Annotated in this window: 21 protein-coding genes; 16 read left to right on the top strand and 5 right to left on the bottom strand. The window is 61.2% G+C overall.

The genetic code is table 11. The features are described from left to right. Positions 1-40 precede the first annotated feature (40 nt). The 4 genes from OU694_RS15515 to tldD are packed head-to-tail and all read right to left on the bottom strand — an operon-like array spanning position 41 to position 4,430. On the bottom strand, positions 41-1,411 hold the full coding sequence (locus OU694_RS15515) for an LTA synthase family protein (protein ID WP_308911927.1): 1,371 nt from the start codon (positions 1,409-1,411) through the stop codon (positions 41-43). A gap of 28 nt (positions 1,412-1,439) precedes the next feature. Then, positions 1,440-2,186, bottom strand: coding sequence for a substrate-binding periplasmic protein (locus OU694_RS15510; RefSeq protein ID WP_308911926.1), 747 nt, complete (start codon positions 2,184-2,186; stop codon positions 1,440-1,442). Further along, positions 2,183-2,974, bottom strand: a complete 792-nt coding sequence (locus tag OU694_RS15505) for a 23S rRNA (adenine(2030)-N(6))-methyltransferase RlmJ (protein WP_308911925.1) — start codon at positions 2,972-2,974, stop codon at positions 2,183-2,185. The genes OU694_RS15510 and OU694_RS15505 overlap by 4 nt, the downstream gene beginning before the upstream one ends. Before the next feature lie 19 nt (positions 2,975-2,993). After that, positions 2,994-4,430 carry a metalloprotease TldD gene (gene tldD, locus OU694_RS15500; protein ID WP_308911924.1) on the bottom strand — a complete coding sequence of 479 codons (1,437 nt, stop codon included), beginning with the start codon at positions 4,428-4,430 and terminating at the stop codon, positions 2,994-2,996. Between the two features lie 311 nt (positions 4,431-4,741). Between tldD and coxB the strand changes: the two genes are divergently transcribed. From coxB to OU694_RS15445, 11 genes are all read left to right on the top strand, one after another. Continuing rightward, the gene (gene coxB / locus OU694_RS15495; protein WP_308911923.1) at positions 4,742-5,632 is read left to right on the top strand and encodes a cytochrome c oxidase subunit II; all 891 of its coding nucleotides are present in this window, start codon (positions 4,742-4,744) and stop codon (positions 5,630-5,632) included. A gap of 22 nt (positions 5,633-5,654) precedes the next feature. Beyond that, complete coding sequence (ctaD, locus tag OU694_RS15490) at positions 5,655-7,262, top strand: cytochrome c oxidase subunit I (RefSeq protein WP_308911922.1); 1,608 nt, start codon at positions 5,655-5,657, stop codon at positions 7,260-7,262. A gap of 24 nt (positions 7,263-7,286) precedes the next feature. Then, entirely contained in the window at positions 7,287-8,228 is a 942-nt protein-coding gene (locus tag OU694_RS15485) for a heme o synthase (RefSeq protein WP_373460453.1), read from the top strand. Next, a complete protein-coding gene (locus OU694_RS15480; RefSeq protein ID WP_289503164.1) occupies positions 8,228-8,356 on the top strand; it encodes a cytochrome c oxidase system small membrane protein in 129 nt (42 codons plus the stop codon). Before OU694_RS15485 ends, OU694_RS15480 begins: the two co-directional genes overlap by 1 nt. Next, entirely contained in the window at positions 8,353-8,919 is a 567-nt protein-coding gene (locus tag OU694_RS15475) for a cytochrome c oxidase assembly protein (RefSeq protein WP_308911920.1), read from the top strand. The genes OU694_RS15480 and OU694_RS15475 overlap by 4 nt, the downstream gene beginning before the upstream one ends. A gap of 58 nt (positions 8,920-8,977) precedes the next feature. Then, positions 8,978-9,844, top strand: a complete 867-nt coding sequence (locus OU694_RS15470; RefSeq protein ID WP_308911919.1) for a cytochrome c oxidase subunit 3 — start codon at positions 8,978-8,980, stop codon at positions 9,842-9,844. Beyond that, entirely contained in the window at positions 9,844-10,266 is a 423-nt protein-coding gene (locus tag OU694_RS15465) for a DUF983 domain-containing protein (RefSeq protein WP_308911918.1), read from the top strand. Before OU694_RS15470 ends, OU694_RS15465 begins: the two co-directional genes overlap by 1 nt. Further along, positions 10,256-10,963: an SURF1 family protein gene (locus OU694_RS15460; RefSeq protein ID WP_308911917.1), complete on the top strand. Its 708-nt coding sequence runs from the start codon at positions 10,256-10,258 to the stop codon at positions 10,961-10,963. The genes OU694_RS15465 and OU694_RS15460 overlap by 11 nt, the downstream gene beginning before the upstream one ends. Positions 10,964-11,056: 93 nt before the next feature. Beyond that, on the top strand, positions 11,057-12,454 hold the full coding sequence (thrC, locus tag OU694_RS15455) for a threonine synthase (RefSeq protein WP_308911916.1): 1,398 nt from the start codon (positions 11,057-11,059) through the stop codon (positions 12,452-12,454). After that, on the top strand, positions 12,451-13,689 hold the full coding sequence (locus tag OU694_RS15450; RefSeq protein ID WP_308911915.1) for a M16 family metallopeptidase: 1,239 nt from the start codon (positions 12,451-12,453) through the stop codon (positions 13,687-13,689). Before thrC ends, OU694_RS15450 begins: the two co-directional genes overlap by 4 nt. Before the next feature lie 123 nt (positions 13,690-13,812). Next, positions 13,813-14,436, top strand: a complete 624-nt coding sequence (locus tag OU694_RS15445; RefSeq protein ID WP_308911914.1) for a PAS domain-containing protein — start codon at positions 13,813-13,815, stop codon at positions 14,434-14,436. A gap of 12 nt (positions 14,437-14,448) precedes the next feature. Here OU694_RS15445 and OU694_RS15440 read toward each other — a convergent pair whose 3' ends face one another. Continuing rightward, positions 14,449-15,012, bottom strand: coding sequence for a YqgE/AlgH family protein (locus OU694_RS15440; RefSeq protein WP_308911913.1), 564 nt, complete (start codon positions 15,010-15,012; stop codon positions 14,449-14,451). A gap of 177 nt (positions 15,013-15,189) precedes the next feature. On the opposite strand from OU694_RS15440, the gene OU694_RS15435 reads away from it, so the two are divergent. The 5 genes from OU694_RS15435 (at position 15,190) to OU694_RS15415 (ending at position 19,491) form a co-directional block, all read left to right on the top strand. Beyond that, positions 15,190-16,002 (top strand): protein-disulfide reductase DsbD domain-containing protein, encoded by an 813-nt coding sequence (locus tag OU694_RS15435; RefSeq protein WP_308911912.1) that lies wholly within the window; start codon positions 15,190-15,192, stop codon positions 16,000-16,002. A gap of 94 nt (positions 16,003-16,096) precedes the next feature. Next, the gene (locus OU694_RS15430; RefSeq protein ID WP_308911911.1) at positions 16,097-16,579 is read left to right on the top strand and encodes a peroxiredoxin; all 483 of its coding nucleotides are present in this window, start codon (positions 16,097-16,099) and stop codon (positions 16,577-16,579) included. Positions 16,580-16,702: 123 nt separating this feature from the next. Beyond that, positions 16,703-17,662: an SPFH domain-containing protein gene (locus OU694_RS15425; protein ID WP_373460452.1), complete on the top strand. Its 960-nt coding sequence runs from the start codon at positions 16,703-16,705 to the stop codon at positions 17,660-17,662. Positions 17,663-17,686: 24 nt separating this feature from the next. Next, positions 17,687-18,214: an NfeD family protein gene (locus tag OU694_RS15420; protein ID WP_308911909.1), complete on the top strand. Its 528-nt coding sequence runs from the start codon at positions 17,687-17,689 to the stop codon at positions 18,212-18,214. Beyond that, positions 18,211-19,491 (top strand): DsbA family protein, encoded by a 1,281-nt coding sequence (locus OU694_RS15415; protein ID WP_308911908.1) that lies wholly within the window; start codon positions 18,211-18,213, stop codon positions 19,489-19,491. The genes OU694_RS15420 and OU694_RS15415 overlap by 4 nt, the downstream gene beginning before the upstream one ends. The last annotated feature ends 83 nt before the right edge of the window (positions 19,492-19,574 follow it).

Here is a 19,574-nt window from a genome sequence, read left to right as displayed (position 1 = left end):
TGTGACCGTTAAGAAGCGCTTTATAATCGATTAAAATCAGTCAGTTCATATCGCTTGCTGTGCGCCTGTCGTAGGCAAGCCATGGTACCGTGCCGGGATCGAAGAGCGCCCTTGCATCCCGTTTCAGGAACGGGGGGACATGATCGCCCACCAGCAGGATGTGGTCAATCTGCAGGTCTTCGCGCGCCAGCGTGCCGGCCAGATGGATGAAGAAGCTGTGCAGGTAATTCGCCTGCTTGCAGGCCTGAAAATCGGTGATCGGCGAAGCGTCCGTGCCGCACGGGAAAGGTGTATCGTACCGATCGGTCGCAACAAAGGGCAGGTGGCTCGTGAGCGTCAGGAAGTAGACGAGCTTCCGGCCGCCGCTTTTCAACGCTGCCACGACGCTTGTGTCCAGCACGGCGGGGTCGCAGGGGCCGATGAAGACGCCCCGGCATTCCTCAAGTCCTTGCCCTTTCATCTGTTCATAGAAAATGCTGCGCCCGATGCCGATCTTCGGGAACCAGTCGGCCCGGTTGAACATCGCGCTCCAGAAGCCGTGAATGGCGACAGTTTCAATCTCTTTATCCGCGAGCCGTTGCGGCAGGCAGGGGCCGATGGGCAGGCTGTCGGGTGCGCCGATGTCCCGGTATCCGGCCCATGTGCTGCAAAGCTCCCGCATTTCAGCGTCTGTCGTGTGGCCGAGGAACGGTGTCGTGCCTTCGCGGATTTCATAGCGTTTCTGCAAGGCGGCAGCATGAAGCGGGGCCGCAATCTGCGCCCTGATGGCGGGATCAAGATACAGGCCGTAGCTTTCCACGATCACGAGCAAAGCCTTGCCACCTTCCGGCAGCGCCTGAACGCGGGTTTCGAAACCTGAGGCCAGCGCGGCGGATTCGAACGGTTTGTCCTGCCCCATGGCCTTGCCGAGATGATAGCCGCTGAGCGCGACATTCAGATGCTCGGCAGCGCCAAGGGCAAGGGTGATGGCAAAGAATGGCAGGATCATCCGGGCAGGACTGACGGGCCGGAAGCGCAGCGCGCCGATGGTGGCGAGCGTGCCGCACACCAGAATGGCCACGAACGGCAGATAGAAGGCAAAACCTTCGGATGGGCTCAGCATCGGCAGGAATTTTGTCGCCGCCGCAATTTCCTCGACAGAGAAGTAAAAGACCCCCGCTGCGGTTGTCAGCAGGTCGTAAACGAGCAAGGCCCAGAAGGCGAGGAGATACAGGAAACGCGGCCGCACGCTGATAAGGATCGCGAGGACGGTATAGGCAAGGATGAAGCGCAGGCGCGGGGCGCTGCCGATGATATAGAAGCCGATGAAGGGCAGGTTGCAGATCAGGATGCAGGCAAGGATATAGGCAAGGTTGCTGACCGGCCGCCGCGTGTCCGTGCTTGCTTCGTTCAATGCCTTGCCTGCTGCCATGCTGCCCCCTTCAGCGCTGGCCCGCCCCTCAGGGAGCTGGCTCGTACCCCAAGTCCTGCATCGCTTTGCCAAGCGCTTCAATCAGTGCGGGCGGCGTGCCGCGTGTGCAGGCGATGGAAACCGGCGTGCGCGGATACATGCCGGGCAACCGCAACGTGACCAGTTGGCCGAGTGCCGGGTCATGCCGGATCGCCTCGGCCAACTGGTCCCTGTTCGACAAAGTATAGTCGGCGCGGCCAGCCCCGACCATGCGCACCGCCTGTGCCTCTGATTTCACATCAAGATCGCGCCAGTGCGACCGTTTGGTGTTGGCCCCCTCAAAGCCTTCGCCGATGGCGAGCCCGCCGACGAAGGTCGGGTGGAGGCTCGCGTCAGTCAGCAGATCCTTGAGGTGCGGATATGTGGCAATGCGCGCCTTGAGGGCAGGGGTTGTGACGATCACATCCTCGGCCAGCCAGTCATAGACATAGGGCAGGAAAACCCAGCTCTTGCGGCGCTCTTCCGTCACGAGCCGCCCGGTGTTGCACATCGGCCGCTGCCCTTGGTCGAGCATCGCGGTTTCTTCGGCGATCGACGACGGCATCCATTGCAGCCGCACCCCGGCCTTGGCAGCAATTGCTTTCCAGGATTCGACATACGTGCCTGTGGGCTCGCCGTTCAGGATCACCATTTTCGGCGGATAGTCGTAATAAGGCACTGCGACCGGCGGTGCGTCGGCTGCACGGACCGCAAAGCCGGCCAGCAGGCACAGCGTAACGCCAAGCGTGCGGATCATCGGTTGCCCGCCAGTTTCGAAACAGCGCCCGAAATCTCGGCAAGTGCCTCGTCCACGCCGTAAGGCCGGTTCACGGCAAACAGGCCGGAGCCAAGCATGCGGAGGTTCGTGTCGCTGAACATCACCTGATCATGCCACACGCCGGGCAGGTCGGTGCCCTCGAGTGCGTCCAGCATCAGGGTATGGAGGCCAGCCTGCAGGATCGGATACCACAGCAGGATCGTTGCTTCCGGCCATTTGGCATGCAGTTCCTTGATGAAGGAGGCCGCTTCCATATATTCGCTTTTGATCTCGTAGCTCGGGTCGATGAGCACAAGGCCGCGGCGCGGGGTGGGGGGCGAGATGGAAAGAACGCCTTCATACCCGTCCCGGCGGTGGATATTCACGCCGGGTGCGCGGGCGGTTTCGCGGAGCGCCGCATGCTCCTGCGGGTGCAGCTCCATAAGGTGCAGGATATCCCCCTCGCGCAGCAGATGCTGGGCGATAAGCGGCGAGCCAGGGTAGGCGTTTGCCCCATGCAGCTTGCGGGTGGCGGCAACGGCGGTAAGGAACGGATGATCGGCGGGGAGCAGCTTCTTCTTCAGAAGCGGCACAATCCCTTCGCTTGCCTCGCCCGTTTTCTGGGCTTCCATGCCGCCGAGGTCATAAAGCCCGCGCCCGGCGTGGGTTTCCACTACGGTCATGGGTTTGGGCTTCGCTGCCATGGCAGCAAGGAAGATTGCAAGGACGCCGTGTTTGTGGATGTCGGGCAGATTCCCGGCGTGATAGCTGTGCTGGTAGGAGAGCATGGTGGGGTGACTTCTCCGTTCAGGCCGCAGCCGTGCCGCCGACGGTAAGCCCGTCGATGCGCAGGGTCGGCTGGCCGACGCCCGCAGGCACGCTTTGCCCCGCTTTGCCACAGATGCCGACGCCGTTGTCGAGCTTCAGGTCGTTGCCGATCATCGACACGCGCTTCAGCACATCGGGGCCGTTACCGATGAGCGTGGCGCCCTTCACCGGTTCCATCACCTTGCCGTTCCGCACGCGGTAGGCTTCCGTGCAGGAGAAGACGAACTTGCCGCTCGTGATATCCACCTGACCGCCGCCGAAATTGACGGCATAGAGGCCGTCTTTCACACTTGCCACAATCTCGGCCGGGTCATGGCTGCCGGCCAGCATGAAAGTGTTGGTCATGCGCGGCATGGGGCTGTGCGAGAAGCCCTGACGGCGGCCGTTGCCGGTGGGCTTCATGCCCATCAGGCGGGCGTTCAGCCGGTCCTGCATATAGCCTTTCAGGATGCCGTCCTCGATCAAGACCGTGCGTTCCGTGGGCGTGCCCTCGTCATCGACGGATAGCGAGCCCCGGCGCGCCTCGATGGTGCCGTCATCCACCACGGTGACCCCCTTGGCGGCGACATGTTCGCCCAATAGGCCGGCGAAGGCCGAAGTCTTTTTCCGGTTGAAGTCGCCCTCAAGCCCGTGGCCAACGGCTTCATGGAGCAGCACACCCGGCCAGCCGGGGCCGAGCACGACGGTCATCTCGCCTGCCGGGGCGTCGACGCTTTCAAGATTGACGCTGGCCTGCCGGATCGCTTCATGCACCTGCGCCTGCCACTGGTTCTCGTCGAACAGGAAATCGTAGTCGCGGCGGCCTCCGGCGCCGTCGTAGCCGGTTTCCTGCCGGTCGCCTTCCGCCAGCATCACCGAGACATTGAGCCGCACGAGCGGGCGGATATCGCGCACCCGGTGGCCGCCTGCCCGGATGATCTCCACCTGCTGCCAGCTGCCGACAAGGGCGGCAGAGACCTGCTTTACGCGCGGATCGGTGGCGCGGGCAAAGGCGTCGATTTCCTCCAGAAGTTTGACTTTCTTGGTGAAGTCGATGCCGAGAAGCGGGTTATGATCGCCGTAAAGCCGCTTGTTCGAGCGTGCGGGGGCAATTGCCATGGATCCGCTTGTCCCGGTCTGGATCGCGCGCACGGTTTCGGCGGCGCGACGGATGGCTTCTTCGCTCATATCGGTGGAATGGGCATAACCGGTCGACTCGCCGAGTACGGAACGGAGGCCGAATCCCTGCGCGCTGTCGAAGCTCGCGGCCTTCAGGCGGCCGTCATCGAAAGAAAAGGACTCGGCCTGTGTTGCCTCGAAAAACAGTTCACCGTCGTCCATGCCGTGCAGTGCATCGTCCACAAGCTGCAGGGTACGGGCCTCGTCGAGGCCGTTTTCGGCGAAGAAGAAATCGAGGGCAGGGGCGGTGTCGGCCATGAAGGGTCTCCGGTTACTGGGCAGACGCGGATGCTTTGGCACGCGACAAGCCGGTTTCTATCACCTTATAATGGGGTGGGCTCGGGGTCTATGCCAGAAGCGCTGCCGAATTTTAAGCCCTGCGGCAGAAAAATGGCAGCAAGCCCTTGATGAGGCTTGAGCGTGCGTAATCGTCTGGTATAACGTCGCCGCATTCAGGTCTGTCATCGGCACCGGTCTTGGTGCCGCGCAGGCCATTTCGCTTAGCCGGAAAAACGCTTCGGTAACGGCGGAAACCCGTCCCATTGGGTGGAAAAAGAGGAAAGCTTACTATGATCGTCAAAAGGCTATTCGCCGGAATCGTGGCTGCTGTTGCAGCAGCGTTCGGCTTCGCAGCCACGGCGCTCGCCGATGCCGCAGAGCATATGCCCGTCGATGGCGGCCACTGGCTCGTCCCGGCGGCCAACGAGCAGGCCCAGCGGATCGACGACTTCCACATCATGCTGATGTGGATCATCACCGTCATCACCATCTTTGTTTTCGTGCTGATGTTCTGGGTGATGTTCCGGTACCGCGCCAAGGCCAACCCGGTTCCTTCGAAAACCAGTCACAACACGATCATCGAGTTCGTGTGGACCGTGGTTCCGATCCTGATCCTTGTGGTGATCGGCTTCACCTCGCTGCCGCTGCTTTATTATCAGGACGTGGTTCCGGAAACCGAGTTTGCCGTCCGTGTGACCGGCAACCAGTGGAACTGGACTTACAGCTACCCGGACCATGACGGTATCGAGTTCACCTCGGTTGTCGTGCCGGACAGCGCCTTCGTGAACGCAAGCGAGCGCGCCGAATATGAAGCGGCCCTCACGGGCTTCCTCGGCAAGCCTGCAAAGCTCAATGCCCGCCTTCTGGATGCCGATACCCGCCTCGTGGTGCCGGCAAACACCAAGGTGAAAGTGCAGCTCACCGCTTCCGACGTGATCCACGCCTGGACCGTTCCGGCCTTCGGCGTGAAGCTTGACGCCGTTCCGGGCCGTCTGAACGAAACCTGGTTCGAAGCTGACAAGCCCGGCACCTACTACGGTCAGTGCTCGGAGCTGTGCGGCAAGGACCATGCGTTCATGCCGATCGTGGTCGAGGTTATGACCAAAGAAGATTTCGCCAAGTGGGTGGAGCATGCCAAGGCTGAATATGCCGACGCAGGCACCACCGCACTCGGTCGCTGAGTGATCAGGAAAGGATAGAGCAATGGCTGCTCACGGAAACCCGACTGGTTGGCGTCGGTGGGTATATTCCACCAACCACAAGGACATCGGCGTGATGTATCTGTGGTTCGCCTTCATCGCTGGCATGATCGGTTTCGGCATGTCTGGCCTGATGCGGATGGAGCTCGCCGAACCCGGCGTCCAGTTCCTGCCCTCGTTCCTCGGCATCACCGAGGATCATGCCCGGCACATGTTCAACGTGCTGACCACCGGCCACGGCCTTATCATGGTGTTCTTCATGGTGATGCCGGCGCTGATCGGTGGCTTCGGCAACTATTTCGTGCCGCTGATGATCGGCGCGCCGGACATGGCGTTCCCGCGTATGAACAACGTATCCTTCTGGCTGATGCCCCCGGCATTCATCCTGCTGCTGCTCTCGACCATGGTTGAGGGTGCGGCCGGCATGAACGGCTTCGGTGGCGGCTGGACGGCTTATGCACCGCTTTCCACCATCGGCCACCCCGGGCCGTCGATGGATCTGGCAATCTTCTCGCTGCACGTGGCTGGCGCCTCGTCGATCATGGGGGCGATCAACTATATCACCACCATCTTCAACATGCGCGCGCCGGGCATGACCATCCACAAGATGCCGCTTTTCGCCTGGTCGATCCTGATCACCGCATTCCTCCTGGTGCTGTCGCTGCCGGTTCTCGCCGGTGCCATCACCATGCTGCTGACCGACCGTAACTTTGGCACCACCTTCTACAATCCGGCTGGTGGCGGCGACCCGATCCTGTACCAGCACCTGTTCTGGTTCTTCGGTCACCCTGAAGTTTACATCATGATCCTGCCGGCCTTCGGCATCGTCAGCCACATCGTGTCGACCTTCTCGAAAAAGCCGATCTTCGGTTACCTCGGGATGGCCTACGCCATGGCTGCCATCGGCTTCATCGGTTTCGTCGTGTGGGCGCACCACATGTACACCGTTGGCCTTGATGTCGACACCAAGGCCTACTTCGTTGCAGCAACGATGGTGATCGCGGTGCCGACCGGCGTGAAGATCTTCTCGTGGATCGCCACCATGTGGGGCGGCTCGATCAAGTTTGAAGTGCCGATGCTGTATGCCATCGCCTTCATCCTTCTCTTCACCGTTGGCGGTGTGACGGGTGTTGTCCTGTCGAACGCCGGCGCTGATATCGTGCTGCACGATACCTATTATGTGGTAGCGCACTTCCACTATGTACTGTCGCTTGGTGCCGTGTTCGGCATCTTCGCCGGCATGTATTACTGGATTGGCAAGATGTCGGGTAAACAGTATCCGCAGTTCCTTTCGAAGCTGCAGTTCTGGATCACCTTCATCGGCGTGAACACCATCTTCTTCCCGCAGCACTTCCTTGGCCTGCAGGGCATGCCGCGTCGCTATGTCGACTATCCGGATGCCTTCGCCTACTATAACAAGATCTCGTCCATCGGTTATGAAATCACCGCTGTCGGCGTGCTCCTGTTCATCGTGGTGATGGCCAAGACGCTGTTCTTCACGAAGAAGACCGTTGCGGACAACCAGTGGGGCGAAGGTGCCACGACGCTTGAGTGGACCCTCTCGTCGCCGCCGCCGTTCCACCAGTTCAACGAACTGCCGCATATCAAGTAAGACTGCACGGTTCGTTTGAAGGAACTGCAATTGGCTGAGAGTACGACAGCCTTGAAACAAGCCGATCGGCCTTCCGCAACCGGTGAAACCGGCGCGCGGGAGGCCGAAGCGCATGATTTCTTCGCGCTTCTGAAGCCGCGGGTGATGTCGCTTGTCATTTTCACGGCCTTTGTCGGCCTGATTGCGGCACCCGGCACCATGAACCCTGTGTTGGCCGCCACGGCGATCCTCCTGATCGCCATCGGGGCCGGTGCCTCGGGTGCGCTCAATATGTGGTACGACGCCGATATCGACGCGATCATGGACCGCACTGCAGGCCGCCCGATCCCGGCCGGCCGCATGGGGCCTGAAACCGCGCTTGGCTTCGGCATGGTGCTATCGGTGGCGTCCGTGGTGCTGCTTGGCCTTGCCGTCAACATCACGTCTGCCGTGCTGCTGGCGCTGACCATCTTCTTCTATGTCGTCGTTTACACGATGTGGCTGAAGCGCCGCACGCCGCAGAATATAGTGATCGGCGGGGCTGCCGGCGCCTTCCCGCCGGTGATCGGCTGGGCGGCGGCGACAGATACGGTCAGCCTCGAATCGCTCGTGCTGTTCGGGATCATTTTCCTGTGGACGCCCGCACACTTCTGGGCGCTGTCGCTGTTCATTTCGAAGGACTATGCGCGCGTCGGCGTGCCGATGCTGCCGCTGGTGGCCGGCGAGGACGAAACCCGCCGCCAGATCCTTCTTTATGCCGTGCTGACAGCCGGGATTGCCGTGGTGCCGTGGGGCATGGGCTTTGCCGGTGCTGTTTATGGCGCCGTTTCGATCCTCCTCGGCCTGGTGCTTGTGGCGCTTGCCGTGCAGGTCTGGCGCAAGATCGAAAAGGCGGACCGCAAGCTTTTCGCCTTCTCGATCCTGTATCTCTTCACCATTTTCGCGGTCTTGGCCGGCGAGAAGATCGTATCGAGGATGTTTGCCTGATGGACGACTATTCGGAAATGCACGCCCGCATGAAGAAGCGTAACCGCGCCGTTGGCCTTGCACTCGCGGCTCTCGTCATCTTCATCGGCGTTGTCAGCTTCTTCAAGATCGAGGTTCTGAGCCCGTGACTACACCTGTTGACAAATCGATCAGCCGTAACAACCGGGTCGGTATAATTGTCGGTGTTGTGGCGCTCGGCATGGTCGGCGCATCCTATGCCGCCGTGCCGCTTTACAAGCTTTTCTGCCAGGTGACCGGTTATGGCGGCACCACCTCGCGCGCTGAAGGCGTGACCGGCGAAGTGCTGGACCGCACCATGCGCGTGCGCTTCAACGCCAGCCTCAACGGCGACATGCCGTGGCAGTTCAAACCCGCGCAGCATGACCAGACCGTGCGTCTGGGCGAGCAGGCGCTGGCCTATTACGAAGCCTACAACCCGACAGACCGGGCGATCACCGGTACGGCGACCTATAATGTGGCGCCTTTGAAGGTTGGCGGCTATTTCGCCAAGATCGACTGCTTCTGCTTCACCGAGCAGACCTTGCAGCCGGGCGAACGGGTGATGATGCCCGTTGTTTATTTCATCGATCCCGCAATGGTCGAGGATCGAAGTGTGGAAGAAGTGACCGAAGTGACCCTGTCCTACACCTTTTTCGTCAAGGACGAAAAGGAAGTAGCCAGCGGGCGTTGAGGTCAGTATAGGGTATGGAAAAGCCGGCCCCGGCCGGTGCTATTCAAGGAGAGACTTTATGGCGGGCGATGTTCATCACGACTACCATCTGGTAGACCCCAGCCCGTGGCCGGCTGTGGCCTCGTTGGCTGTTCTGTTCATGATGGTTGGTGCCGTCTTCAGCATGAAGCCGGAAGCCACCCTTTTTGGTGCGCAGGGCGCGTCGTTCGGCCACTGGTTCTTTGGTGCGGGCCTCCTTGGCACGATCTACAGCATGTTCGCCTGGTGGAAAGACGTGGTGAAGGAAGCCGAACGCGGCGACCACAAGCCCGTGGTCCGCATCGGCCTGCGCTACGGCATGATCCTTTTCATCGCCTCGGAAGTGATGTTCTTCGTGGCATGGTTCTGGGCCTTCTTCGGCGCGGCCATGTACCCGCTGCACCATATCTCTGACATGGGCACCTTCTGGGACGTGATCAGCACCGATGCGGCATGGCCGCCGGCCGGCGTCGAGACCTTCGACCCGTGGCACCTGCCGTTCATGAACACCCTGATCCTGCTGCTCTCGGGCACGACCGTGACATGGGCGCACCATGCGATCCTGCACGGCGACCGTGAAGGCCTGAAAAAAGGCCTGTGGTGCACCGTTCTCCTCGGCGCGCTTTTCAGCTGCGTGCAGGTCTATGAATATGCCCATGCGGCCTTCGCATTCTCGGGCAACATCTATGGCGCCACCTTCTTCATGGCGACGGGCTTCCACGGTTTTCACGTGCTTGTCGGCACCATCTTCCTTGCCGTCTGCCTTGGCCGCGCCTACCGCGGTCACTTCAAGCCGGATCATCACTTCGGCTTCGAGGCAGCTGCCTGGTACTGGCACTTTGTGGACGTGGTGTGGCTGTTCCTCTTTATCTTCGTCTATGTCGTCTATGGCGGCACGCCGCACTGATGGCTGACGAAAGTCAAAACGATATGATGCACACCGGTCCGGGCGGCAAGCCCGGGCCGGTGTCGCCTTTTAAGGCAGGCCTTGGCTGCCGTTGCCCCTATTGCGGCAAAGGTGCGCTTTTCCCGAGCCTCTATTCGCTGGCACTGAACGAGCACTGCGCTGATTGCGGGCGTGACCTTTCCTCCGCCGATCCCGGCGACGGCCCGGCCGTTTTCGTGATCCTGATCCTTGGTGCCATCGTCACCATTGCGGCGATCATCGTGGAAGTGAAAATCGCGCCGCCCACGTGGGTGCATATCATTCTGTGGCCGGTGTTTGTGTCCGGCCTCGGGCTCTGGATGCTCAGGGTCTTCAAGGGCATCCTTTTTGCCCTGCAGGTCCGGCACGATGCCCACGAAGGCCGTCTGCACGATGACCAGTGAACGCCGTTTCCGTCCGGGCGCCGGGCTCACGGTTGCCACGCTTGTTGCCCTTGCGATCCTTATCGGTCTCGGCAGCTGGCAGGTCGGGCGCATCCCTGAAAAGCGCGCGATCCTCAACCGCATCCATGTAGGGCTGACGACCGATCCGATGCCGCTGCCGGTGCATGTGGATGATCCGACCATGCTTGACTGGCGCCGGGTCAGCCTTGAAGGCACTGTCGCCGATGCTGACCCATTGCCCGTGTTTGCCACGAACCAGGCGGGCAAGGGCGGCTATCACCTGTATCTGCCGGTCAAGACGCGCTTCGGCATGGCTGTCCTGGTCAATTTCGGCTGGGTGCCGATGGACAAGCTTGATGTGCCGCTGCCGCGCGGGCAGGAGATGACCCTAAGTGGCGTTTTCCGCACCAGCGCGGTGCCGGGCTTCATGTCGCCCGAAAACGAACCCGAAAAGCGCATTTTTTACACAGCCGACGTACACGAGATGGCGGCTGTTTTCGGCCTGCGCACCAAGGAATATTATCATTTCCGGGTGATCGCGGACCCGTGGCAGGAGGACCTCTTGCCGGAAGCCGGGCAGGCGCGGGTGGATATCCCCAACAATCATTTCGAATATGCGATGACATGGTTCGGGCTCGCCCTCACCCTTGTCGGCGTTTATGTGGCTTATGGCCTGCGCCGGGCACGGAAAAGCTAAGCCACAGGAAAAGTGGACATTGCTTGCGTTCCCGCGCCTGAGCCCCTAAGACTCTCCCCCGTTTGAACAGCCGATAGTTGGAAGCGTCCAGGCATGAAATATGTATCGACCCGCGGCCTTGCCGATACCCTGTCCTTCGAAGAGGTCACGCTGACCGGCCTCGCCCGTGATGGCGGCCTCTATGTGCCGGCAAGCCTGCCGAAAATGTCCTTCGACGAGATTCGTGCCCTGCGCGGCCTGCCTTATGCGGAAGCGGCGTTCCGGGTGGTCCGCCCCTTCGTGGAAGGCAGCCTGACGGACGCTGAACTGATGGCGATGCTGGATGAGACATACGGCGATGCTTTCCGCCATGCGGCAACCGCCCCCCTCAACCAGATCGGTGCGAACGACTGGCTCCTCGAGCTGTTCCACGGTCCCACGCTCGCCTTCAAGGATTTCGCGCTGCAGCTTCTCGGTCGCTTCTTCGATCATTTCACAGCGCGGCAGGGCAAGCGCCTGACCATCCTTGGTGCCACTTCGGGCGATACCGGATCGGCCGCCATTGAAGCCGTGCGGGCCTGCGAGAATGTCTCGATCTTCATGTTGCACCCCAAAGGCCGTGTGTCTGAAGTGCAGCGCCGCCAGATGACGACGATCCTCGCGCCCAATGTGGTTAATATCGCCGTTGAAGGCACATTCGATGATTGTCAGGCGCTTGTGAAAGCTGCCTTCAACGATCATGCCTTCCGCGATGAAGTGTCGCTTGGTGCGGTCAACTCGATCAACTGGGCACGCGTGATGGCCCAGATCGTTTATTATTTCACCGCTGCCGTGTCGCTCGGCGCCCCTGAGCGGGCCGTTTCCTTCAGCGTGCCGACCGGCAATTTTGGCGACATTTTCGCAGGCTATATCGCTCGTGGCATGGGCCTGCCGATCGAGCGGCTGGTGATCGCGACGAACGCGAACGACATCCTCGCCCGCACGCTCAAGACCGGCTCCTATGCCATGGGGGACGTGCATGCGACGATATCGCCGTCGATGGATATCCAGATCAGCTCGAACTTCGAACGCCTGATGTTTGATCTTGCGGGCCGCGACGGTGCGGCTGTGCGCACCTATATGGATACGTTCGCCGCCAACCGGTCCTTCAGCTTTGCGCCTGCAGAATATGCAGCCCTGAAGGATCTTTTCTCGGCGGCCCGCGTTGACGACAAGGAAACGAGCGCAACGATGCAGGCGGTTTACAAGGCGTCCGGTTATGTTGCCGATCCCCACACGGCGGTCGGTATCCGTGCGGCCGAGGTTTGCCTGCCCGCAACCGGCACACCGCGCGTGACCCTGTCGACAGCGCATCCGGCCAAGTTCGGGGCGGCCGTGAAGGCGGCTGTTGGCGTCGATCCCGTGCTGCCGGCGCACCTTGCCGATCTTCTGGACCGCGAAGAGCGTTACCAGACGCTGCCGAATGATCTTGACGCCCTGAAGGCCCTGATGCGGACCGGAGGTCGCTCTTGACCGCACGCCTGACGCGCCTGCCGAACGGAATCCGTGTCGTCAGCGAAACCCGCCGCACGCTGCAGTCGGTTGCCGTCGGTGTCTGGGTGGATGTCGGCGCGCGCCACGAGGCGGAAGCGCTGAATGGTATCACCCACTGCCTTGAGCATATGGTGTTCAAGGGCACGAAGCGCCGCAGTGCGCGCGATATCGCGTTCGAGATCGAGGCCGTGGGTGGCCACCTGAACGCCTATACGAGCCGTGAGCAGACCACCTTCTATGCCCGCGTGATGCGGGACGACCTGCCACTGGCACTTGATCTTCTTTCGGATATCCTCCTCCATAGCGAGCTGGACCCGGCGGAGCTGACCCGCGAGCAGGAAGTCATCGTTCAGGAAATTGGCCAGGCGAACGATACGCCGGACGATATCGTGTTCGATTATCTGCAGGAGGCCTGCTTCAAGGCGCAGCCGTTGGGGCGTAGCATCCTCGGCACGGAAGAAACGGTCCGCAGCTTCACGCGTGAAAGCCTGATCGGCCATATCGACCGCCACTATGTGGGGCGCAACATGGTTGTCTCTGCCGTTGGCAGCATCGATCATGACGAGTTTGTGCAGGCTGTCGAGGCCGCTTTCGGCCATGTGAAGGCGGGAGAGGCGCGCACCGATCAGAAAGCGCATTTCGTCGGCGGCAAACATCTTGACGTCCGGGACCTGGAGCAGGTCCACCTGACCCTTGGTTGGGGTGGGCCTTCGTTCCATGACGACGACTATTATCCGATGCAGCTATACTCGACTGTACTCGGCGGCGGCATGTCATCCCGGCTCTTTCAGGAAGTGCGGGAGAAGCGCGGGCTTGTCTATTCGGTCTATTCCTTTGCCTCGAGCCACGCCGATACCGGCATGTTCGGTATCTATGCGGGCACTGGCCCCGAGATGGCGGAAGAACTGTTGCCGGTCATTCGCGGCGAGATCGAAAAGCTCGCCACTGACCTGCCGGAAACCGAACTGAACGTTGCCCGTGCACAGCTCAAGGCCGGGCTCGTGATGGGGATGGAGGCGACCACGTCGCGGATGGAACAGCTTGCCCGCCAAATCCTGCTTTTTGATAGGATCATCCCGGTGGACGAGATTCTGGGTGACATCGATGCGGTAACGCAGGAGGCGGTGCAGGCGGTCGCTCGTCGTATTGCTGAAGAAAAAACTCCCGCCATGGCTGTAATCGGCGACAGCATCATCGAAAAAATGCAGTATTAGTGCCAATCGGCCCGACCGTCTTGCCAATAGATTCACTGAGGCGTTGTAATTCATACTGATTCTTGCTTGGCGTTAGTGTCCCATACTGATACACTCCGCGCCGATTGATCAGGGGGTCATCGGGTGCAGGAAACGCAAGAACGCTTTTTGGCGTTATGGAACGCTATTGCCGAGGACGGCGGGATGGCCCGCCTGTCGCGGCTTGAATTGCGTGCCATTGCCTCCATGCTGCCGTGGATCACGATCCTGGAAACCGACGATCAGGGCGACCTGCGCTTTCGGCTGGGTGGCAGCGGCCTTGAGGCCGAGCTTGGCTGTGGCATTCGGGGCCGTCGGATGGCGGAATTTTCGAGCACCACGCGCACGGCAGAAGTTGCAGTGGCCTTCATCAAGCAGGCGATGGCCCACCAGACCGGGCTTTATCTGAAAGGTAGCCTTTCGAGCGCCATTCATCCGGGCTTGCCCTTCTCCTGCGTCGGCCTGCCGTTTCTCGATGACAAATCGTCCGAACGCCCCGGAAGCTGCGTTTTCGTTCAGGTCTGGAAGCCGCTTGAGAACCGCAACCGGGATTTCACCAATCTATGGGGCAAGATCGAGATCGCGATCGACGAAATTTTCGAGGTGCGGGTCGGTCAACCCTTCGACCACGAGGCAATGCCCGCCGATATTCGCCATATGGTGCGCCGTCAGGGTATTTCCATCGGGCGCATGCCGCAGAAACGGCTGGCGGGGCAAGGGGCTGACTGACAGGGTGCCTGCTCAGGCGTGGCCAGCGAGGCTCGACAGCATCGAGATATCGATCCCGAGCATGGCCATGGTGCGCGGCCATTTCTGGTCCACATCCGTATGGAAGATGATTTCCTCGTCCGCTTCGGCGGTGAGCCACGCATTCTGGGTGATTTCGCTTTCAAGCTGGCCAGCGCCCCAGCCCGCATAGCCAAGGGCCAGCAGGTGATTGCGCGGGCCCGTGCCGCCCGCAATGGCTTTCAGCACGTCAACGGTGGCGGTCAGCGCCAGTGTCTCGCTGACAATAAGGGTGCTGTCTTGAACGAAGTCCGCCGAATGCAGCACGAACCCGCGGCCCGGCTCCACGGGCCCGCCGCAATGGATGGGCACTTCGGGCACTTCGGGCGCTGCCGTTATTTCAAGCTGGTCCAGAAGGCCCTCGAAGGTCAGGAAGTCAATCGGCTGATTGATGATCAGCCCCATCGCACCGGCAGAATCGTGCGTGCAGATATAGATCACGCTGCGGTCGAAACGCGGGTCGGTCATGCCCGGCATGGCAAGCAGCAGTTGGCCGCTGAGCGAGAGGGAGGCAGTCATCGGAATCCTTTCCAAAGATGCGCCAAGCTTAACCCGCTTTCAGGGGCGAGGCAAATGGCTCAGGCATCTTCGGGGTGACGCCAATGTGATGCAGTTTGGCTGGATGCGAGGCGGGCTTGAAGGTAAACAGGGCGCGAACGGGCGTTGCCCGCGATGTTTTGCAAGGAGTGGTGTGCATTGAAAAAGCTGGCTGTGCTGATGGCGGTGTGCTTCGCCGGAACGATGGGTGCGACACCTGCGGGCGCGCAGGATGCTAGCGGTTGGCTTGCACACGATTCCCATGTCCGCACCCGTATCGTCGCGGCGGATGTGAAGGGTGAAACCGTTTATGGATGGGAAGCCGAAATGGCGCCGGGCTGGAAAACCTACTGGCGCTCGCCAGGGGAGGCGGGGCTGCCAGTTACCGTTGCCGTGGATGGCAATCCTGTGGAGCCGCTTTATCCGCTGCCGCACCGGTTCGAGCTTTTCGGCCTTGTCACCTATGGTTATGACGGCCGCCTGATCCTGCCCTTCAAGGCGGACGCTGCGGCGGGCGATGCGGTTTCGGTCGGGTTCATGGTCTGCAAGGATATCTGCATTCCCTATGACGGCAGCTATAGCCTGCCAGCAACCGAAGGCGGCGCGACTGCGATCCGCATGGAAGCGGCCCTGAAGGCGGTGCCGGACAGGGACGGCGATGGTGGCGCGGGTCTCGAGATATCAAAGGTGCAAGCAACCGGGCAGGTCGGCCATGAACGCCTGATCGTTACCGTCCGCGGGGCTGATGCCCTTGATGCGGCTGATCTTCTCGTGGAAGGTGACGAAGCCATCCAGTTTGGGGTGGCTGAGCGCCGCCTGATGGAAGGGGGGATGGCGGCCCGTTTCGTGGTGCCAACCGCCCTGACCCGCGCGGGCGAGAAAGCCGGCCTCAGCCTCAAGGGGCAGACGGTGAGGCTGACCTTCACTGACGGTCGGGGCCACGCCATCGACCGCAGCATCGCTATTCCCTGATCGCATACCGGGAGGGCCCGGATAGCGATTGCCAAATTTCCCGAAAGGGTTAGTCTCGCAGTCCGAACATTCAGGTCAGTCAAGGAGAGACATCATGACCATTGCCGTTGGCGATACGATTCCCGCTGTCAAGCTCACCACCATGACCGCCGATGGCCCCGGCCCGGTGATGACCGAAGAATTTTTCAAGGGCCGCAAAGTGGCGCTGTTCTCGGTGCCCGGCGCCTTCACGCCGACCTGCTCGGCCAAGCACCTGCCGGGCTTCATCGACAAGGCGGCCGAGATCAAGGCAAAAGGCATTGACGAGATCGCCTGCGTGGCGGTGAACGACGTGTTCGTGATGAATGCATGGGGCAAGGCCAATACGGCGGATGGCAAGGTCACGATGCTCGCGGACGGTAACGGCGATTTCGCCCGTGCGCTTGGCCTTGAGATGGACGGCACCGGCTTCGGTATGGGCAAACGCTCCAAGCGTTTCTCGATGATTGTCGATAACGGCAAGGTCACCGTGCTCAATGTGGAAGAGCCGGGCGCCTTTCAGGTGTCGAGTGCCGATCACATGCTCGGCCAGCTCTGAGCACCGTTCTCGCGTTACCGGAAACGGGCGGCTTTGGCCGCCCTTTTTCATGAGCCTTGCATCGCCCATAACGAGAGGGCACAGTCAGTCTATCGGGCAAAATCGGGGGACAGTCGCATGGAAATGGATCTGCCGGGCATCATCGTTGCTCTTCTGGCGTTTTTCGCCATTGTTCTCGTCTTTTCGGGCGTCGTGACGGTGCGTCAGGGCTTTGAATATACGGTCGAACGCCTTGGCCGTTATACCCAGACGCTGCAGCCGGGCCTGCATTTCATCTTCCCGCTCATCGATCGGGTCGGCCGCAAGGTCAATGTGATGGAACAGGTGCTGGATATCGTCAGCCAGGAAGTCATCACCCGCGACAACGCGATGGTCGAAGCCGACGGGGTCGTTTTCTATCAGGTGATGGATGCAGCACAGGCGTCCTACGAGGTATCGAACCTCACGCTTGCCATCCTCAACCTCACCATGACCAATATCCGGACAGTGATGGGCTCACTGGACCTCGACGAGCTCCTCTCGAAACGCGACGAGATCAACAGTCGCCTGATGAGTGTGGTGGACGATGCCACTCGCCCGTGGGGCGTGAAGATCACGCGGATCGAGATCAAGGACATCACGCCGCCCCGCGACATTGTTGATTCGATGGCGCGCCAGATGAAGGCCGAGCGCGACAAGCGTGCGGCGATCCTGACTGCTGAAGGCCAGCGCGAGGCTGAAATCCTGAAGGCCGAAGGTGAAAAACGCGCTGCCATCCTGCAAGCGGAAGGCCGCCGCGAAGCTGCCTTCAAGGACGCCGAAGCCCGCGAACGTGAAGCCGAGGCCGAGGCCAAGGCAACGCAGATGGTGTCGGACGCCATCGCCAAGGGCGACGCGCAGGCGATCAATTATTTCGTGGCCCAGAAATATGTGTCGGCGCTCGAATCCTTTGCCCGCTCGCCGAACGAGAAGCTCGTCTTCATGCCGATGGAAGCTGCCAGCGTGATCGGCGCCATTGGCGGTATCAAGGAACTTCTGGAAGATACGGGCAAACCGGCCCGCAACCGCGCCGCGCGCACCAGTGTGCCCGACAGCAACGCTTGAGCCGATAAAGCGAGAGGATAACCGATGGAACAGGAAACCGGCTGGCTCGTGGTCAATGCCCATTGGCTGTGGTGGGGCGCGGGGCTTCTGCTCCTCGCGGGCGAAATGGTGTTGCCCGGGGTCTATCTCCTGTGGATCGGGGTTGCAGGCCTCATCACCGGTGCCGTCGCCTTCGTGTGGCCGGGCAGCGGGCTTGAAGGGCAGGGCGTGGTGTTCGCCATCCTCGCCGGTGCCTCGATCTATATCGCCAGCCGCTATATCTACAGCCGCGACACATCCTCGACTGTGACGAGCGTCAACCGCCGCGGTCAGGGGCATGTCGGCAAGGTCTATGTCGTGGTAGAGACGATCGCCAACGGTCGTGGCCATGTGCAGGTGGGCGACAGCCGCTGGCTTGCCGAAGGGCCGGACGCTGCCATCGGCACGCCGGTGCGCGTGGTGGCGGTGGATGGCACCGTGCTGATCGTCGCGCCGCTTGAAAGCACGGTCGGGATCGACGCCGTTGATGATCGCAGCGACACCAAGCTGCCGGGAGGCGATGCCTCGCGATGAGTTTCGAGAGTTTCGTCAAGGCCAGCGCCGCGAGCTGGATCACCAGCAAGGCGCGGCTCAATCTCCAGCGCGCGGGTACGGAAATCGCCCGTCGTGTCAGGCGCCAGGGCCACGAACTGACCTATTTCCACCGGGTGGACGATCCCTATAGCCAGCTGATGGTACAGGTGCTGCCCGAGCTGAAGGAGCGGTTCGACGTCACGATCCGTCCGCGCGTGGTGGAACGCCTGCCTGCCGCCATGTATCCCGATCCGGCACGATTCGAGGCTTATTCGATTCTCGATTCGGCGCGGCTCGCCCGGCTCTATGGCCTAGGTTTCCCGCATACGGCTTTGGTGCCGGACCGGCTGGCGATCGGCATGGCCAGTCGCTTCCTCGCCGCGAACGAAGACCATCCCGATTTCTTCGGACTTGCCGAAGAATTGGGGGCTGCCGTCTGGCGGCAGGATGTGACGGCAATCCGCAAGCTCTGTGCGGGCGCCGACATGGGCGAGCAGAGGCTTGAGGAAAATCAGAAGCTGCTCCGCTGGCTTGGTCATTACGCCAGCGGAACGATCTATTATGGTGGGGAGTTCTATCCGGGCCTCGACCGGCTTGATCATCTGGAACGCCGCCTGAATGCGCTCGGACTCGGCGACGGGGAAACCCATTTCGAGCTGACCCGGCTGTGGCAATATGCGCTGTCAAACCTTGATCGTTCGATCACCGGTCGCACGGTGGAATTCTTCTTCTCGGTCCGCAGCCCTTACAGCTACCTCGCGATGGAGCAGGCTGCGAAGCTCGTGGAAGCTGCCGGGGTCGCCCTGCGCCTGCGGCCCGTGCTGCCGATGGTGATGCGTGGCCTGCCCGTACCGGCGGCCAAGCGGCGCTATATCGTGTTCGATGCGGCGCGCGAGGCGCGGCTTCTGGGTATCCCGTTCGGCGCGATTGTCGATCCTGTTGGCGCGGCCGCTGAACGCGCGCTTGGCATCGGTATGTCGCTTCCGGATGACGGCAGCGACATGGCCTTTTTCCGCTCCTTCATGACAGCAGTCTGGTCCGAAGGCGTGGACGGAAATTCCGAAAAGGGCATGGCCTATATCCTCGAGGCTGCAGGCCTGCCTGCGCGCCTCGCCCGGATTGAGGTTGATGCCGACTGGCGGATAAAAGCCGAGCGCAACCGGCAGGACATGCTGCATGCCGGCAGCTGGGGTGTGCCCACCTTCCGGGTCGGCGGCACCACGCTTTGGGGGCAGGACAGGCTCTGGGCCGTTGTCGAAGCCCTGCGGCACGACTGATTTCAGGCAACTTTTGACCAATTGACGTGGCACACAGGCGCGTTACGGTCCAATATTTCGTTTCAGAATGAAGACGGGGGAAA

Source organism: Pseudokordiimonas caeni, assembly GCF_026719705.1.
Lineage (GTDB): Bacteria > Pseudomonadota > Alphaproteobacteria > Sphingomonadales > Kordiimonadaceae > Gimibacter > Gimibacter caeni.
This window is presented reverse-complemented; position numbering and strand designations above follow the sequence as displayed.

Excerpts from the sequence above, each read along its gene's own strand:
- OU694_RS15515 (WP_308911927.1), bottom strand. The coding sequence starts at position 1,411 with ATGGCAGCAGGCAAGGCATTGAACGAAGCAAGCACGGACACGCGGCGG.
- OU694_RS15510 (WP_308911926.1), bottom strand. The coding sequence starts at position 2,186 with ATGATCCGCACGCTTGGCGTTACGCTGTGCCTGCTGGCCGGCTTTGCG.
- OU694_RS15505 (WP_308911925.1), bottom strand. The coding sequence starts at position 2,974 with ATGCTCTCCTACCAGCACAGCTATCACGCCGGGAATCTGCCCGACATC.
- tldD (WP_308911924.1), bottom strand. The coding sequence starts at position 4,430 with ATGGCCGACACCGCCCCTGCCCTCGATTTCTTCTTCGCCGAAAACGGC.
- coxB (WP_308911923.1), top strand. The coding sequence starts at position 4,742 with ATGATCGTCAAAAGGCTATTCGCCGGAATCGTGGCTGCTGTTGCAGCA.
- ctaD (WP_308911922.1), top strand. The coding sequence starts at position 5,655 with ATGGCTGCTCACGGAAACCCGACTGGTTGGCGTCGGTGGGTATATTCC.
- OU694_RS15480 (WP_289503164.1), top strand. The coding sequence starts at position 8,228 with ATGGACGACTATTCGGAAATGCACGCCCGCATGAAGAAGCGTAACCGC.
- OU694_RS15470 (WP_308911919.1), top strand. The coding sequence starts at position 8,978 with ATGGCGGGCGATGTTCATCACGACTACCATCTGGTAGACCCCAGCCCG.
- OU694_RS15465 (WP_308911918.1), top strand. The coding sequence starts at position 9,844 with ATGGCTGACGAAAGTCAAAACGATATGATGCACACCGGTCCGGGCGGC.
- OU694_RS15460 (WP_308911917.1), top strand. The coding sequence starts at position 10,256 with ATGACCAGTGAACGCCGTTTCCGTCCGGGCGCCGGGCTCACGGTTGCC.
- thrC (WP_308911916.1), top strand. The coding sequence starts at position 11,057 with ATGAAATATGTATCGACCCGCGGCCTTGCCGATACCCTGTCCTTCGAA.
- OU694_RS15440 (WP_308911913.1), bottom strand. The coding sequence starts at position 15,012 with ATGACTGCCTCCCTCTCGCTCAGCGGCCAACTGCTGCTTGCCATGCCG.
- OU694_RS15430 (WP_308911911.1), top strand. The coding sequence starts at position 16,097 with ATGACCATTGCCGTTGGCGATACGATTCCCGCTGTCAAGCTCACCACC.
- OU694_RS15425 (WP_373460452.1), top strand. The coding sequence starts at position 16,703 with ATGGATCTGCCGGGCATCATCGTTGCTCTTCTGGCGTTTTTCGCCATT.
- OU694_RS15420 (WP_308911909.1), top strand. The coding sequence starts at position 17,687 with ATGGAACAGGAAACCGGCTGGCTCGTGGTCAATGCCCATTGGCTGTGG.
- OU694_RS15415 (WP_308911908.1), top strand. The coding sequence starts at position 18,211 with ATGAGTTTCGAGAGTTTCGTCAAGGCCAGCGCCGCGAGCTGGATCACC.